We start from the raw sequence: 16353 nt of genomic DNA, 5'->3' as shown, positions 1-16353 counted from the left end.
CAAAAAAAGCAGAACCATTTGGAAGGTACTTATCTTCCATCATGCTTCTGCTTTTTCAATTTATTCAACTTCGATCAATTTCTTCTCGCCTTCTAGATCTTTTATCGGCTGAATGTCTTGTACATATTCTAATGTTCCTGCATATGAACCGTCATCATTGCGAACGGCACAATACGTTACCATGACAAAATGATCGCGTGCATGGAACCATAAGACTTCTTTATCTTTTTTCCCTGATTTTAAGTCCTTTAACAGCTGATTGACGATCGACAAACTTTTCGGCGGGTGACAATTCTGTACTTGCCGGCCGATCGAGCTTTTAGTCCGCGGAAATATTTTCCGGTCTTTACCATTATTGATGTATTTCACAGTATCATTGGCATCTACAAATGTCAGTTCAAGCGGCAATAGATTGAGCATGTTTTCCAATTCATTCATCGTCAGATAACCGACTTTAAATGGCAAATTCCCGTCATCTTGAACCGGTGCAGTTTCTGCTGATTCCTCATCAAAATCTGTTCTTTCCGGAATCCACTTGGCTTCTGGCTTCACAATGCAATAGCCGATTTCTTCAGATTCTTCAGCGATCTTTAACCAATCATCTTCGTTAAAGATATCTTGTACCATCGGAATCATAATGTCTTCTTCCTTGACGATCATTTCCATCAGCTCGTGTTTCAAAGCGGTAAATGCTTCCGGAGCTTCTGTTAATTGATCTTGCTGAATCATTTTTTCAAATTGCTTGTACAACTCTCGAATTTCATCATCTACACCCCACATCACTTTAGGAGGTGCTAAAATACCATATCTTTCCATTACTGGAAAAATGCTATTTTCTTTGCGCGCATAGTGCTTATCAAATTCCCATAACAACTTTGACTGTTTGAGCAGACCATCTTTTAAAAAAGCAGCCGGTTCTTCAACGTGAGCTTGCAATAGACGTTCGATCCGGTCCAACGTGCTCTCCAGCGCCAAGTTCTCCTCTTTCAATACACGCAGCGGATGCCCCGCTTTTTCCATCTCTTTTGACGTATGTTCGGCTGGTTTGACTGATCCGGCAAACAAAGAAGCATGAATATTGCACAGCCGCATGATCTCCTCTGCTTCGATCCCTTCTCCCATTAAACGGCGTTCCATCATCGAAATCTCAAAAGCGCTGACATGCGCGAAATGTTCTTGAAACTCTGCTTTGATCACTTCTTGGTCTTCGCCATCATGCAATCGCAAGATCAGATCTTTTAGCACCTGCTGTCTCGATTCCATCTCTTCAGCACGGCGGCTTTTCGGATTTGGTTTATCTCTCACTTTTCGTTCCTTGATCACATACCCATACGGCTCGATGGCTTGGGCAATCGTTTCTACACTTACCCCCGCACGTCTAGCCCCTTTTCCAAGCGGCATCATGCGTCCTACTGTATTGACCATGCTGGGATTTTGTAAAGGCGTAAACCCAATCTCCACTAAAATTCCTTTTAGCTCAGGGTAATGGTTAATGATTTGATAAACTGTTTCTTTTAAACTGATTTCTTTCATTTATCACACCTCTTTTATGAATTAAAAAGAATAGAAATGGCACGTATAGCTTTTTCGTTCACATGTTATCCGAAAAGGTTGTCCATTTCAACAACAGGCCTCTTCTATTTTCGTTCGTCGTTCTTAAAGTAATTTAAAAAATTCATTTTATCTTTTTCACTATGGACTTGATCAAATAGAGCCGCATCTGTTGTAAGTCGGTTCAAAAAAGTGAAGAAACCTTTAAGTCCTTCTTCCTTCAACGTTTCTTTTTTAACCGCTAAAAGAAATATCACGGAAACTTGCTCCCCTTTATTCCATTCAATCGGCTGTTCCAATGTGAGAATACTGATACTAGAATGTTTTACTCGTTTAGAGTCTCCATGAGGCAAAGCTACTTTTGAGCCAATGCCCGTCGAAGATTGCCGTTCTCGCTCGAAAACAGATTCTGCATAGCTTTCTGCTACATATCCTTGCTGCATCAATTTTTCTGTCATGTAACGCAAGACAGCTTCCTTTGTCTTCAATGGCTCATTCAAATAAACTAAAAACGGTTGCGTATAGTTTAAAATATTCCACTGATGAGGCAGCTTTTGCTGTTGTGTCGCTTGTCTGCGAGCAAATGTTGCAATTTCTGCCAACTCATTTTGATTCAATAAAGGAGAAATCAGAATCGTCGGAACAGAAATGTCCGGAATATCGACTGTTGTCAGTAAACCATCCAGAGCATGCGCAGCGATATAAGCAGGTGCTTCTTCTTGCGAAAGCAAAGCTTTTACCTTTATATCAGGAAATTCTCCTTCAAGTTTCGCTTGCAAAAAAGCTGAAACACCGATGCCATAATGACAAACGATGGCAACTTCTATTGGCTGTTGCTTTTTTGTTTTGATGCGTTCAATCGCTGCTTGAAAATGTACCGTAACATATCCTGCCTCCTCTTCTGGCATCTCGATTTCCCATTGATCACTAAACTCTTCCATAATGGTCAGTACAATGTAGAATAAATAAGCGTATTCTTTTTTGATCGTCGCTAATAAAGGATTCGAAATGATCAGGCCGCTTCTTAAGCGATTGACAGCTGTTGTCAAATGCGTCAGCAAGTCGATCTGCAAGGTTTTATCTTTTTTTAACGGGTATTGGAGCAACTCGCCGACTTCGTCAATTAGTTTTGTGGCTAATTGACTGGCAAATCGGTTGTTTTCCCCGTTTTCAGAAATCATTCGATTGGTCTTTTCGAGTCTCGCTTCTCTTATATGCAAAGCGAGATAGGCTAATTCATGTTCCGTAAAAAATAGATTCAATCTTTTTTCGATGTAAAGCGTTATCTTTTTGCTCCATTCTAATGGCAACGTATCTCGTACCGCTGCCCGCTCTTCCGCCGTTAACTCGATCTGCTGATTCAAGTAAATGCGTTTGATCGTAAATAAAACATGGAGCAGCAAACTTTGCTTTGTTTCTGCAGAAAAGTTTATTTTTTCTGTCCGTTGCAGTTCATTCAGCGCTTCTTGAACAACTCTTACTTCTATGTCATCAAAAAAAGTCTCCAATAACTTTTGGCCTTTATTGCCTGGATTCAAGTTTCGAATGGTCGCTGCCAAAGCCTTTCGCTTGTTTTTTTCTTTCCCGATGATGATCGTTCCAAAATTTTGCTTTGTTTCCAAATCAAGATGACATTCTTCAGCTGTTTTTTTCAGTTGAATCAAATCTTCTTTAATGATCGACCGATTGACATAATAACGATTTGACAGCTCTTGCAACGTTATCGGTTGGTTTTCCATCAACAAATCATAAAAAATCTTTTGCTGCCGCATGAATGTGTTCTCTTCTTCGCTCGTTGGAAAAGAATCATACAAGTAGCGCATCAGCTTTTCTACTTCTTTGGCACTTCCATGTAATCGTATCCCAAGCCCGGGCTGCTTTTCGATTGATAAGTCGATGTTTTGCTCCGCTAGCATTTCTTCGATTGTTTTGAGGTCATTGCGTATTGTCCGGCTCGAGCAGTGTTGTTTTTCTGCAAGAGCAGCAATCGTATGGTATTCAGGGATATGATTCATCAGCTGCTGCAAAATATTTTTTTGTCTTTCTTTCATCTTGCTCCCCCTCCACTATCCTTTTTAACATACGCAAAAGAACCATTGTTTACCTATTATATAAACAATGGCTCTTTTCTTCAAATTGTATTTTTTTATGCAACAGTTTTTAATAAATCATAAGCTTCTTCTTTTGTTGTAACATTCAACAAAGCTTCTCTAAACTGATCATCCATCAATCGTCTAGACAGCATTTGCAAAATCTTCAAGTGGGCATCGTTTTTATTGTCGGCCGGTACAGCAATCATGAAAATCAATTTTGCCGGACTGCCATCTAAGCTTTCCCAGTCGATCCCTTCTTCTCTTCTTCCGAATACAACACATGGTTCTTTGACAGCAGCTGATTTGCCATGCGGAATAGCAATGTTCATGCCGATACCTGTAGTACTTTCTTCTTCGCGAGCTAGAATAGCTGCTTTAAAATCAGCTTCAGAAGTAATGGCTTGGTGTTTTGCCAATTTGGCAATCAGCTCATCAATAGCCCCTTCTTTTGTTGCATTATTCAGATTTAATTCAATCAAGTCTTCTGTTAAAATATCTGTTAATTTTGAAATTTCTACATTTTCATTGCCTGTTGGATCAGCTGCGGTTTTTGTTTCATTTGCAGGAGAAGCCGCTGGTTGACCAGCCGGTTGTACTTGATCAGCTGCAGAAATAACGGGTTCTCCTTGATCGATATCTTTCTTCAATAAACGAAGCATCAGTATTGTAACGGCTACACCGATCAAAACAGAAACAAAGAACCAAACCACATTGTCAACTGCTCCAAGGACAGCGACGATAGGACCGCCATGTGCAACACGGTCGCCGACATTTCCTAAAGTAGCAGAGACTGAACCGGCCATTGAACCCACCACAATACTTGGGATCACGCGCAATGGGTCTTGTGAAGCAAAAGGAATCGCACCTTCTGTTATTCCAAACAGTCCCATGGTCAAACTGGCTTTCCCAGTTTCTCGTTCACCTTTAGAAAACTTCTTCTTCATTACCAATGAGGCTAAACCTAAACCGATTGGAGGAATACAAATGGCTACTGCAATAGGTCCCATAATACGGTAGTTTCCTTCTGCGATCATACCTGACCCAAATAAGAAAGCCACCTTATTGAAAGGTCCACCCATATCGACTGAAATCATAGCACCTAAAATTAAAGCTAATAATATTTCGCTTGAACCTTGCATGCTGGCTAACCATGTTGATAATCCGCTGAACAATGCCGCAATAGGTTGACCAATCACAAAGACGAACAACAAGCCTACAGCTAAACTAGATAAAATCGGAATAAAAATAATCGGCATAACTGACTGTAAAGCTTTTGGCACTTTTAATTTCTTCAATGACAAAGCAATGTAACCGGCTAGGAATCCTGAGATGATTCCTCCAATAAATCCAGCTCCTGTTTCACTTCCATAGAAGCTTCCGTCAGCAGCAATCAAACCACCGATCATACCGGGAACTAATCCAGGACGGTCTGCAATACTATACGCGATAAATGCGGAGAGGATAGGCACCATAAAGGTCATGGCAGCTCCGCCAATGTCATTGATGGTTGACCAGATGGTGTTTTCAGGAATCACGATCCCTTCAGCGGTCGGTTCTCCACCTAACGTTAAAGCAACAGCGATCAACAATCCTCCTACCACTACAAAAGGAACCATATAAGAAACACCTTGCATCAAGTGTTTATAGATAGGATTTTCTTTATTGCGCTTAGTTTCTGCTTGCACTTGCTGCTTATCCTTAGCATTACCGTAAACACTGGCTTGTCCGTCAATGATTTGTTGAATCATTTGCTCTGGTTCTCTAATTCCGGCTTGGACACCTTTGCTGATCATCGGTTTGCCAACAAAACGCGACTTGTCTAATCCAGTATCTGAAGCAATAATCACACCATCTGCTTCATCGATTTCTTGTGGAGTCAATTCGTTTTCGATCCCGATTGATCCGTGCGTCTCGACTTTCATTTCGACACCCATTTTTTCTGCAGCTTTTTCTAAATTTTCTGCCGCCATATACGTATGTGCGATTCCCACTGGACAAGCGGTCATAGCAACAATTTTTATTTTCTTCTCACTCAATTCGTGCACTCCTAGCTAGTTATATTTTCCTCACACTTCGTACACTATTGTAAACCGTTTCAAATAAAAATAAACTCCTTTTTGTTTCCATACATGTGGCAAATAAGTGCTTTTTAGCAAAAAAATAGATGGACAAGTTAAAACAGGTTCAGCTTTAACTTGTCCATTTATTTTTTTGTGCAACAAACAGTTTTTGCTGCTTTTTTATTCCTTAGTCTTTTTCAGCCAAGCTCTTTGTCACAATGCTAATCTAGCGGCTTGTTATCTTTCTTCATCCACATCCGGTGCTTCTAAATCATCAAACTTCAAACGATTCAAGTAGTCCATATCTTCTTTAGAAATCTCAAAGTCAAAGACATCAGCATTTTCCACGACTCGTTCAGCTTTCGAAGATTTCGTCAGCGGAATAAAATTGTGTTGCAAGCTGAATCGCAGCAGCAGCTGAGCAATAGTTTTTCTATACTTTTCCATCATTGCTTTCACTTTTTCGTCTTCAGACATTTGCTTGAGCGGCGATAGTGGCGACCAAGCTTCGACAGTGATATTCTCCTTTTCGCAAAAGACGACGATTTCTTCTTGTAATACACCCGGGTGCAAACGAATCTGGTTGACCATCGGCTTAATGCGGCAATTGCTGATCAAGTTTTCTAAGTGTTTCACCATAAAGTTGCTGACGCCGATTGCTTTGACTTTTCCGGCATCGTAAGCATCTTCCAAAGCCCGCCACGTTTCAATATTATCTTCCTGCCAGCTTCCTTCTCTTCCTTTAACAACAGGCCAATGAATCAAATATAGATCAATATATTCCAAGCCTAATTTCTCCAATGAATCATCAATGGCTTTGCTGGCTGCTTCATAGCCATGATTCGTATTATCTAATTTACTGGTTATAAATAGATTCTTATCTGAAAGCTCAAGCTGATGAATGGCTTTTCCTACTTGCTCTTCATTTTCATACATTTGAGCAGTATCGATCAAGCGATAACCAGCATCAACCGCCGCTTTGATTGTTTCATTGCAAACAGTCTGATCTTTGTTTCCTGAAGTTCCCAATCCAAAAACCGGCATCCTGACACCATTGTTCAGTTCCGTCATATCAAAAATACTTGCCATTTCCTATCCTTCCTTTCTTTTCCTTTTATCAGTTCATTTCAAACTTACTTCAAGTCCATTGTATCGTCTCAAACTTATCGAATTCAAATGATAGGTCTGAAGGAAGCAAAAAGGATTTTGGGAGAAGGTTCGGCTTTTGAAAAATAGAATTTTTTAATGAAACCACTTTCACAACAAGAAGAGCAAACAAAGGAAATTTCACTTATTTTTGAAAGCTCTTTCTAAAATTGAAGAAGTATAGAAATTAGTTTCATAATGATTTATACTTCATTTGTAAGCGGTACTAAAAAAAGTAGGTGATGATATGGAACAGCCAAAATGGCGAAAACAGCTTGAAGGAAATCTAATCGTTTCTTGTCAGGCATTAGAGGACGAACCTTTACACTCCTCATTTATTATGGGACGCATGGCTTTAGCGGCTAAACAAGGTGGAGCGAGCGGTATTCGTGCAAACTCAGCAGAAGACATCACAGAAATTAAAAAAATTGTTGATTTGCCTATTATAGGAATCATCAAACGGAATTATGAGAATAGTGATGCTTTTATTACAGCTACGATGAAAGAAGTCGATGAATTGATGGAAGTTAAACCTGAAATCATTGCTTTAGACGCTACTTTGTCTACTCGTCCATACGGGCAAACGCTTCACGAATTTTATCATGAAATTCGTGAGAAATACCCAGACAGCCAGTTAATGGCTGACTGCTCGACTTTAGAAGAAATGATTATAGCCGATGAACTAGGTTTTGATTTCATTGGAACAACACTAGTAGGCTATACCAGACAAAGCAAAGGTAATAAAATTGAATCAGATGACTTTTCACTGATTCGGCAAGCCTTAACAAAAATCGACCACCCCATTATAGCAGAAGGCAATATCGACACCCCTGAAAAAGTAAAACGCGTTTTAGAACTGGGAGTTTACAGTGTTGTAGTTGGATCAGCAATTACTCGTCCCCAGCTGATCACAGAAAAATTTGCAGCAGCAATTAAAAAGAAGTTATAGCAATTAATTATAAAAAATATTAAAGGAGATAATCAACATGGCAAACGAAGATTTAAAAGGATTGATTTCAGCTTTATTAGTTCCCTTCAATGAAGATGGCACGGTAAATGAAAAAGGATTGCGACAAATCATTCGTCATAATATTGAAAAAATGAAAATAGATGGACTATATGTCGGCGGTTCTTCAGGAGAAAACTTTATGCTTGAAAAAGAAACCAAAAAACAAATTTTTGATATCGCTAAAGATGAAGCGAAAGACGAAGTAATTTTAATTGCACAAGTCGGCGGTACAAATTTGTATGAAGCGATTGAACTAGGACAATATGCTACAGAACTAGGTTATGATGCTATTTCAGCAGTTACTCCTTTCTATTATAAATTTAGTTTTGAAGAAGTGAAAAACTATTACTTCGACTTAGTCGAAAAAGTAGACAATCGTTTGATTGTTTATTCCATTCCCGCTCTTACAGGTGTTGAGATTGGTGTCTCTCAATTTAAAGAATTATTTGAAAATGAAAAAATTATTGGTGTTAAATTTACAGCAGCGGACTTTTTCTTGTTAGAACGTTTGCGGAAAGCTTGCCCTGACCATTTAATCTTCTCTGGCTTTGATGAAATGCTTTTACCGGCTGTTATCAATAATGTAGATGGAGCAATTGGTTCAACTTACAATGTTAATGGATTGCGCAGCCGTAAGATTTTTGAATTAGCTCAAGCTGGCAAAATCCAAGAAGCTCTTGCTGTTCAAAATGAAACCAATGACTTAATCGAAGCAATTCTCGATAACGGGCTTTATCCGACCATTAAGCAATTATTGAAATTACAAGGATGCAATGAGGGGGCATTTTTATCAAGAAAACCGATGGCTTCTGCCACACAAGAACAAATCAACCGTTCAAAAGAAATATATGATGCTTATTTAAAAAACGTGAAAGAATAAAACTTTAGAAAGATCTGCCTCTTGTTCTAAGAGGCAAGATCTTATCTTATTTTTAATGATATATATAGAGAGGAGCTCCCCCTATGGGAAAAACGGGTTTTACAACAATTGACTTTGTTATTTTAGTTGTGTACTTGCTTGCAGTGTTATTTGCAGGTTTGCTATTCTCCAAAAAAGATATGGAAGGAAAAGAGTTTTTTAAAGGCGACGGTACGATTCCATGGTATGTTACATCTGTTTCTATCTTTGCTACATTGCTCAGCCCCATTTCCTTCTTAACTTTAGCTGGAAATTCTTTTGCAGGAAGTTGGATTTTATGGTTTGCACAACTAGGAATGGTCATTGCAATTCCAATCGCTATCCGTTTCTTTTTACCGATTTATGCTAAACTAGATATTGATACTGCCTATGATTACTTAGAACGTCGTTTTGACTCAAAAGGATTACGTGTTATTGGTGCTTTACTGTTTATCATTTTCCAATTAGGAAGAATGTCAATTATTATGTATCTACCTTCCATTGCATTGTCAACGCTTACTGGTATAAGTGTAAACGTTTTAATAATTGTTATGGGTGTTATTGCTATTATTTATTCTTAAACTGGTGGAATAAAATCTGTTTTATGGACAGACTTTATTCAAGGAGTAGTTTTATTAATTGGCGTAACGCTTTCTTTATTCTTCCTGGCTAAGGATATCAATGGTGGGTTCGGAGAAATCTTCAGTGCTCTTGGAAATAACAAGTTTTTAGGCCCTGACGATGTTATTTTTGATCCAAACATCTTAAAAACTTCTGTTATTATGATGGTTATCGGAGCAGGTTTAAATACATGTTCTTCTTATGTCTCTTCGCAAGATATCGTACAGCGATTCACCACAACTACAGATACCAAACAATTAAACAAAATGATGTTTACCAATGGTGTGCTGTCAATCTTTATTGCAACTGCTTTTTACTTGATTGGAACAGGACTTTATTTATATTATAAGGTGCAAAATCCAGGTGATGCTGGCGCAGCTGTTCCCCAAGATCAGATCTATGCCTACTTTATTGCTTATCGTCTTCCGGTAGGGATGACTGGTGTCCTATTAGCTGCTATCTATGCTGCATCACAATCTACTCTTTCAACTGGTTTAAACTCTGTTGCTACTTCTTGGACATTAGATGTACAAGAAGTTCTCACTAAGAATATGGATGATAAAGCTAAAACAACTCTAGCTCGTTCCATCTCTTTAGGAGTAGGCATTTTTGCTATCGTGATTTCTATTGTTATGGCTCATTCTAATATCCAATCTGCTTATGAGTTCTTTAATGGGTTTATGGGACTTGTTCTTGGTGTATTAGGCGGAACATTTGCTTTAGGAATCTTCACAAAAAAAGGAAATAAGTATGGCGCTTATGCTGCTTTGATCTCTTCTTCACTTGTGATGATCTACATTAAATATGGTCTTCCATCAGAAGCTGTCAGTCTATGGTCCTATTCACTGATTTCAATTTCTGTTTCTTTAGTTGTTGGTTACATTGTTTCTCTCTTGGTTCCAGTGAAAAAAGCAGCACCGAAATTTACAACGATTATGGATATTCCAGAAATTAAAGCAGATCCTACTACTCCCATTCATTAAGCTTAAAGGAGAAAAGAAGAAATGGAATTAATAAGTATAACGTCCCAATTAAACGAGAATGTAACAAAAGCTCAGAGAAAAGTAATAGACTATTTAAATGAACATGATCTAGCAACAATGGAAAAAGGAACACATTCTATAGAAGGCGATGACTTTTTTGTTAACGTCATTGAATATGAAACAACAAACGAAGAACAACGTATTTGGGAATCCCATAAAGCCTATTTAGATATTCACGTGGTTGCTACTGGAACGGAACGAATCTATCATAGCTTTATCGAATCAATGAAAATTGGCGAATACCATGAAAAAGATGATTACTTAGAAATCACTGGTATTAAAACAAATACAATCGATTTGTCTCCAAATCAACTTTTGGTCTTCTATCCTGAAGATACCCACAAAACGGGAATCAAGATAGAGCAAAAAGCGACAATCAAAAAAGGCGTTTTTAAAGTTAAACTCTGACTCTTTCTAATCTGTCGGAAAATGCACAATAAAATAAAAAGCTATTAGATAGAGACAAGGCTATTTGCTTTGTCTCTACTCTCTTTATTGCATCAATTCCATTAGTTTAGTACAATGAGTAGCTCTTCGTGCTAAACTAATGGAAAGAACTTCTACAAAGGAGAATATTAACGTGAAAGACTATAAAAAAAGCATCGTTCCGTACATTGAATCGATGGTTAATCAATTGACTCCATTGGAACAAAAAATAGCTCAATACTTTATTGAATATCATGATCCGTTAACTGATTTTTCTTCTAAAAACATCTCTACAATATTATACGTTTCAGAAGCATCATTGACACGCTTTGCTAAAAAATGTGGTTTTTCCGGCTATCGTGAATTTATTTATTTGTATCAAGAATCTTTGACCAATCCTCAGCCGCTTTCTTCCAATCTCATGACCAATGTTATCGATAATTATCAAGAAATTTTAAATAAAACGTATTCCATTATTGAAGAAGAAAAAATCATTCGAATCACTCAGCTGCTACTATCTCAAAACAGAGTTTATATCTATGGAAAAGGCAGTTCCGGATCCGTTGCGAATGAAATGAAGTTTCGCTTTATGCGAATCGGACTGGTTTGTGAAGCCATCACGGACAATCACATCATGCGAATGAATCAAGTTATCCTTGATGAAGACTGCTTGGTAATTGGACTGTCCATTAGTGGACAAACAGAAGAAGTGTTAAACGGCTTGAAAGCGGCAAAAAAAAGAGGAGCCAAAACGATTTTATTTACCGCAAATCAAACGAATAAAATTTTAGATTACTGTGATGAAATCCAGCTTTTTGCCTTAAAAGATAATTTAAGCAAAGGAAATATTATTTCTCCGCAATTGCCTATTCTTATCATCATTGATATCATTTATGCTTTTTTTATGGAAACAAATCGACAAGACCGGCAAGAGATGTGGCAAGACACATTTGAAGCATTACAAGAAAAAGAAGATTAAATCTACATTCTAATAAACAAGGAGTGAGTGACAATGAGTATTTTAGCATTAGATATAGGCGGGACTGCCATTAAATATAGTCTTTTTGATTCTTCAGGGGTTCCTTTGACTATTACATATGAAATACCGACCCCAAAAACTGAAACAGACAACCACATCATAGATGCTGTTGATCAAATCATTATCGAAATGAAAAGAAATCATGACATTGCAGGAGTCGCTGTATCAACCGCGGGTGTGGTGGATGCTGAAAAAGGAACTGTTGTTTTTGCAGGTCCGACCATTCCCGGATATACCAACACTCCGATTAAACAATGGATAGAAGAAACAGCAGCTGTCCCTTGCGAAGTTGAAAACGATGTCAATTGCGCTGCCCTCGGTGAATTTTGGAAAGGAGCCGGCAAAGGTAGCCGTTCTCTTGTTTGCGTGACAGTTGGTACAGGCGTAGGAGGAGCTATCATATTAGATGGCAAAGTTTGGAAAGGCTCTACTCACTCTGCCGGCGAGATAGGCTACTTACCTTTGTCAAGTGGCCATACCTTTCAAGACGAAGCTTCTACCACAGCACTTGTTCGCAATTACAGCCAAATGAGTAGTTTTCCAGTTGAGGAATTAAATGGAAAGATCATTTTTAAAAAAGCAAAAGCTGGTGATGCTGATGCTGCTCGTGCAATTGATGAATTGATTGCATCACTGAATCAAGGTTTACTCACTATTGCTTATCTGATTGCTCCTGATATGATCGTCATTGGCGGCGGAATTGCTGCACAAAAAGAGTATCTTGAAAATAAGATTAATGACAAGATGAAAAATAGCATTGTTTCTGAACGTCTAATGCCAAAAAGTATCCGTTGTGCTGATCTTGGAAATACAGCCGGAATGATAGGTGCTCTTTACCACTTCAAAGAAAAACACCCATCTGTATAATAAAAAAGAAATAGACACCCATTTCGATTATTCCTATTAAATTAGCAAAAAAACCATCTTTATAGATGGTTTTTTTGCTAATTCTACTTTAGCTACATAAAAATGTCGCCTTCCATTTCGAACTGGTCGAAGTAATGCATGTCCTCTTCATCGATCTCGAAGTCAAAGATATCATAGTTCTCGATGATACGATCTTTGTGGACAGATTTTGTTAGCGGAACGAACTGTTTCTGGATGCAGTATCTTAGTAACAACTGTGCGATCGTTTTATTGTATTTGTCAGTCATTTTGATCACTGCTTCGTTTTCTTTCATTTGCGGAATCGGAGACAATGGCGACCAAGCTTCAACAACCATACCGTTTTCGCGGCTCATGGCGACTGTTTCTTCTTGCAAAACGCCTGGATGCAGACGGATTTGATTGACCATCGGTTTGATACGGCAGTTTGGCAGCAAGTTTTCCAAATGTTCTACTTTAAAGTTGCTCAAGCCGATTGCTTTTAATTTGCCGGCTTCATAAGCTTCCTCTAAGGCGCGCCATGTTTCAATATTGTCTTGTTTCCAGTCTTCTTCATGCCCTTCAACGACCGGCCAATGAATCAAGAACAAGTCAAGATAGTCAACACCCAATCTTTCTAATGATTCTTCAATGGTTTGTTTCGCTTTTTCATAGCCGTGGTTTATGTTGTCCAATTTGCTTGTCAAAAAGATCTCTTCACGTGCTACATGGCTGTTTCGGATTCCTTCGCCTACCAACTGTTCATTCCCATACATTTGCGCGGTATCGATATGACGATAACCGGCTTTTAAAGCGGCTTCTACGCCATCTATACATTCTTTAGGATCCGTATTTTGCCAAGTACCATAGCCTAAGATCGGCATTTCCGTCCCATTCGTCAAAGTGACGGTTACATTTGCGTTTTTCACATCTATCATCCTCTTTCATATTAAGCTGCTTTCTATTTTAACCCATTCATTAGCTTGGCTGTCAATATATTTGGCCGTTTGAGCTGTAGCTTTTTAAGGCAAATCGTTTCCTGCAGCTAAGTAAAGGGCGTACCATTCTTCGCGGCTTAAGTTTACTTTTGAAACTGCTGCAATTTTTTCTAAACGTTCTGGATTCATTGTTCCAGCAATGACTTGGATCTTTGCAGGGTGACGCAAAATCCAAGCGGAAGCAATTGCCATCGGTGTCACGCCTTTTTCTTCTGCCAGTTGTTTCATTTTGGCATTCAATTCAGGGAATTTCGGATTGTCCATCATGACGCCTTCACTGGATTGATAAGGTGACCAAGCTTGAATTGTCATTTGCTTCAATCGAGAATATTCCAATACACCACCGTCATGGTTGAGACTGCGTTCGTCTTTCATATTGACATGAACGCCAAAGTCAATCATGCCTGTATGCTTGAGTCCATATTGAAGCTGATTGACGATTAGTTTTTGCGGCAATGCTTCTTGGATCAGTTCAACTTGGTAAGGATAAAAATTACTGACTCCAAAGTTGCGGACTTTTCCTGAACGATGCAGGTTCGCAAAAGCTTCCGCTACTTCTTCTGGTTCCATCAATGGATCTGGACGATGCAGCAGCAAAACGTCTAAGTAATCCGTTTGTAAACGTTGCAAACTCCCTTCGACCGATTCCAAAATATGCTGTTTAGAAAAGTCGTACATTTTGCTTTTGACGATACCACATTTGGATTGCAACAACACTTCTTCACGTTGAGTAGTTGTTTGCTTTAAAGCTTCTGCAAAAATTTCTTCTGATTGTCCATCGCCATATATGTCGGCGTGATCAAAAAAATTAATATCATGGTCAATAGCTGTTTCGATCATTGTCTGAGCTTCTTTTTTTGAAAGAGCATTCATTCTCATGCAGCCCAAACCGATCTCAGAAGCCAAAAGACCGCTGTTGCCTAAATTGATTTTGTTCATTGTATGGTTCCTCCTTATGGTATAGCCATTTCACTTATTTATACGATAGTCTTTTTTTATCTTTTCAGCAAGCGATGAAGATACTAGAATCCATTATTTTTGATATGACAGAGATTGGTTACTTTTTCTTACTCTATCGAAAAAAGGAGTTGACACTCATGAATTTCACCCTTATTTTACTGGTTGCCAGTGTAGTATTTTTAGGTTCGCTGATGCGTGCCGTTTTTGGCTTTGGCGATTCTGTTGTCAGTATGCCGTTGCTGGCACTGCCGCCGCTCAGTTTTTCCACTTCTGTCTCGCTGATTGGTCTTGTCGGTTGTACAGTCGCTATCTTGACCGTTCTTTCTGGTTGGAAAAATGTAGATCGACCTGTTTTGCTGCAGCTTTCGTTAGCTACCTTGGCTGGCATTCCCATTGGCCTGCTGCTCGTCAAATTTGCTCCCAAAATATGGACCACTTCGATTTTAAGTGTTTTCCTCATTCTGTATGGTACGTATTCGTTGAACAATCCTAAGTTGATCCAAACCAAGGTCGGCAAAAAGCTGCAAAAGCCATCCAGTTCGCTGCCTTTTGGTTTTGCATCCGGGATGTTGGGGAGCGCTTATAACATGAATGGCATTCCGATCGTCGTTTATGGCACAATGCGCTAATGGGACCCCGCCATTTTCCGCGGAACTTTGCAGGCTCATTTTCTAGTCTCCAGCTTGATGATTATTTTCGGACACTTTCTAGGCGGATTCTGGTCTAAAGAACTCTTTGTGCTATACGGCTTTTCTCTGCCGGCCATCATACTGGCGATTTTGCTCGGCAACTTCTTATATAACCGAATCCCCAGCCAAAAATTTGAACGTTATGTGTTCATTTTAGTTATCCTGCTTGGCATTTTCCTATGGATCGATTTTATTTGATTTCCCCTATTAAGATCCGCTGCTAGCAGCCTGCTGACTGGCGATCACACAATCGATCACAATGATGATGCCCAACGCCAATAATGCATGGGCTTCGTCATTGATCCTTAAAGCATAACTATCTCCCCACGTAAACCATTCCTTCGAAATATCTGCAATGACTTTTCCGCTTTCCATGATTTGATACTGATGGGCGCCAAATGAACCTTCCATCCGCCAATTCGGTCCTTCGATGGTATAGCGAGGTTTGAAGAAACTAAACTCTTGCTTCACAACTGCTGCTTCTTTTCCTTCGATAAACAAAACATATGTCGGCAGCCATTTCCATAAACGCTGCTCGATATACAATACTTCTTTCCCGCTCTGATCAAAAACGTGCAACTTTTTTCCCCATGAAAAAAGTTTTCCCTCAACTAGATAACAATCCCTACCTTGACGATCCTTTACCGAAAAATGATCTTTCCACGAAAATACTTTTTGCTTAATAAAAAGTTCCATCTTTTTTCTCCCTTTAAAAGATTTGATACGTTGACAGTTTTTTAGCACCTACTCAAGCTGCTTTAATCGTCGAGTGTGCGATAAACAGTCCTTTATCACATACTCAAACCCTTTTAGCCTGCCGAGTGTGCTATAAACAGTCCTTTATCACATACTCAAACCCATTTGGCCTACTGAGTGTGCGATAAACAGAGCTTTATCATATACTCGAACTCATTTAGCCTGCCGAGTGTGCAATAAACTAGCCTTTATCACATACT

Annotated in this window: 12 protein-coding genes and 2 pseudogenes; 7 read left to right on the top strand and 7 right to left on the bottom strand. The window is 38.9% G+C overall.

From position 1 onward, the window contains the following. Positions 1–60: 60 nt before the first annotated feature. From BM057_RS06640 to BM057_RS06625, 4 genes are all read right to left on the bottom strand, one after another. Positions 61–1533, bottom strand: a complete 1473-nt coding sequence (locus tag BM057_RS06640; protein ID WP_092092358.1) for a DUF438 domain-containing protein — start codon at positions 1531–1533, stop codon at positions 61–63. A gap of 104 nt (positions 1534–1637) precedes the next feature. Then, positions 1638–3602 carry a BglG family transcription antiterminator gene (locus BM057_RS06635; RefSeq protein WP_092092355.1) on the bottom strand — a complete coding sequence of 655 codons (1965 nt, stop codon included), beginning with the start codon at positions 3600–3602 and terminating at the stop codon, positions 1638–1640. Between the two features lie 95 nt (positions 3603–3697). After that, positions 3698–5650: a fructose-specific PTS transporter subunit EIIC gene (locus BM057_RS06630; RefSeq protein WP_342708097.1), complete on the bottom strand. Its 1953-nt coding sequence runs from the start codon at positions 5648–5650 to the stop codon at positions 3698–3700. A 291-nt stretch (positions 5651–5941) separates the two neighbouring features. Further along, positions 5942–6793, bottom strand: coding sequence for an aldo/keto reductase (locus BM057_RS06625; RefSeq protein WP_047392287.1), 852 nt, complete (start codon positions 6791–6793; stop codon positions 5942–5944). A 304-nt stretch (positions 6794–7097) separates the two neighbouring features. On the opposite strand from BM057_RS06625, the gene BM057_RS06620 reads away from it, so the two are divergent. From BM057_RS06620 to BM057_RS06595, 6 genes and pseudogenes are all read left to right on the top strand, one after another. Next, the gene (locus BM057_RS06620; RefSeq protein ID WP_047392289.1) at positions 7098–7799 is read left to right on the top strand and encodes an N-acetylmannosamine-6-phosphate 2-epimerase; all 702 of its coding nucleotides are present in this window, start codon (positions 7098–7100) and stop codon (positions 7797–7799) included. 37 nt (positions 7800–7836) lie between these two features. Continuing rightward, positions 7837–8739 (top strand): N-acetylneuraminate lyase, encoded by a 903-nt coding sequence (locus BM057_RS06615; protein ID WP_092092353.1) that lies wholly within the window; start codon positions 7837–7839, stop codon positions 8737–8739. 83 nt (positions 8740–8822) lie between these two features. Then, positions 8823–10361 (top strand): annotated as a pseudogene (locus BM057_RS06610) (sodium:solute symporter family protein). Positions 10362–10382: 21 nt separating this feature from the next. After that, positions 10383–10829: a NanQ anomerase/TabA/YiaL family protein gene (locus tag BM057_RS06605; RefSeq protein ID WP_092092351.1), complete on the top strand. Its 447-nt coding sequence runs from the start codon at positions 10383–10385 to the stop codon at positions 10827–10829. A 172-nt stretch (positions 10830–11001) separates the two neighbouring features. Continuing rightward, the gene (locus BM057_RS06600) at positions 11002–11826 is read left to right on the top strand and encodes a MurR/RpiR family transcriptional regulator (RefSeq protein WP_092092349.1); all 825 of its coding nucleotides are present in this window, start codon (positions 11002–11004) and stop codon (positions 11824–11826) included. Positions 11827–11859: 33 nt separating this feature from the next. Then, entirely contained in the window at positions 11860–12753 is an 894-nt protein-coding gene (locus BM057_RS06595; RefSeq protein ID WP_218147454.1) for an ROK family protein, read from the top strand. Between the two features lie 92 nt (positions 12754–12845). Here the strand turns inward: BM057_RS06595 and BM057_RS06590 are convergent, their stop codons facing one another. After that, on the bottom strand, positions 12846–13688 hold the full coding sequence (locus BM057_RS06590) for an aldo/keto reductase (protein WP_092092345.1): 843 nt from the start codon (positions 13686–13688) through the stop codon (positions 12846–12848). A gap of 84 nt (positions 13689–13772) precedes the next feature. After that, positions 13773–14687 carry an aldo/keto reductase gene (locus BM057_RS06585; RefSeq protein ID WP_092092343.1) on the bottom strand — a complete coding sequence of 305 codons (915 nt, stop codon included), beginning with the start codon at positions 14685–14687 and terminating at the stop codon, positions 13773–13775. Positions 14688–14761: 74 nt separating this feature from the next. Here BM057_RS06585 and BM057_RS12080 point away from each other — a divergent pair. After that, a pseudogene (locus tag BM057_RS12080) lies at positions 14762–15595 on the top strand (sulfite exporter TauE/SafE family protein). A 9-nt stretch (positions 15596–15604) separates the two neighbouring features. On the opposite strand, the gene BM057_RS06575 reads toward BM057_RS12080, so the two are convergent. After that, positions 15605–16093, bottom strand: a complete 489-nt coding sequence (locus BM057_RS06575; protein ID WP_177186188.1) for an LURP-one-related/scramblase family protein — start codon at positions 16091–16093, stop codon at positions 15605–15607. Positions 16094–16353 lie beyond the last annotated feature (260 nt).

It is taken from the genome of Pisciglobus halotolerans, from assembly GCF_900113675.1.
GTDB lineage: Bacteria > Bacillota > Bacilli > Lactobacillales > Carnobacteriaceae > Pisciglobus > Pisciglobus halotolerans.
Note: the sequence above shows the minus strand (reverse complement) of the source record. Positions and strands in the feature narration are given on the sequence as shown.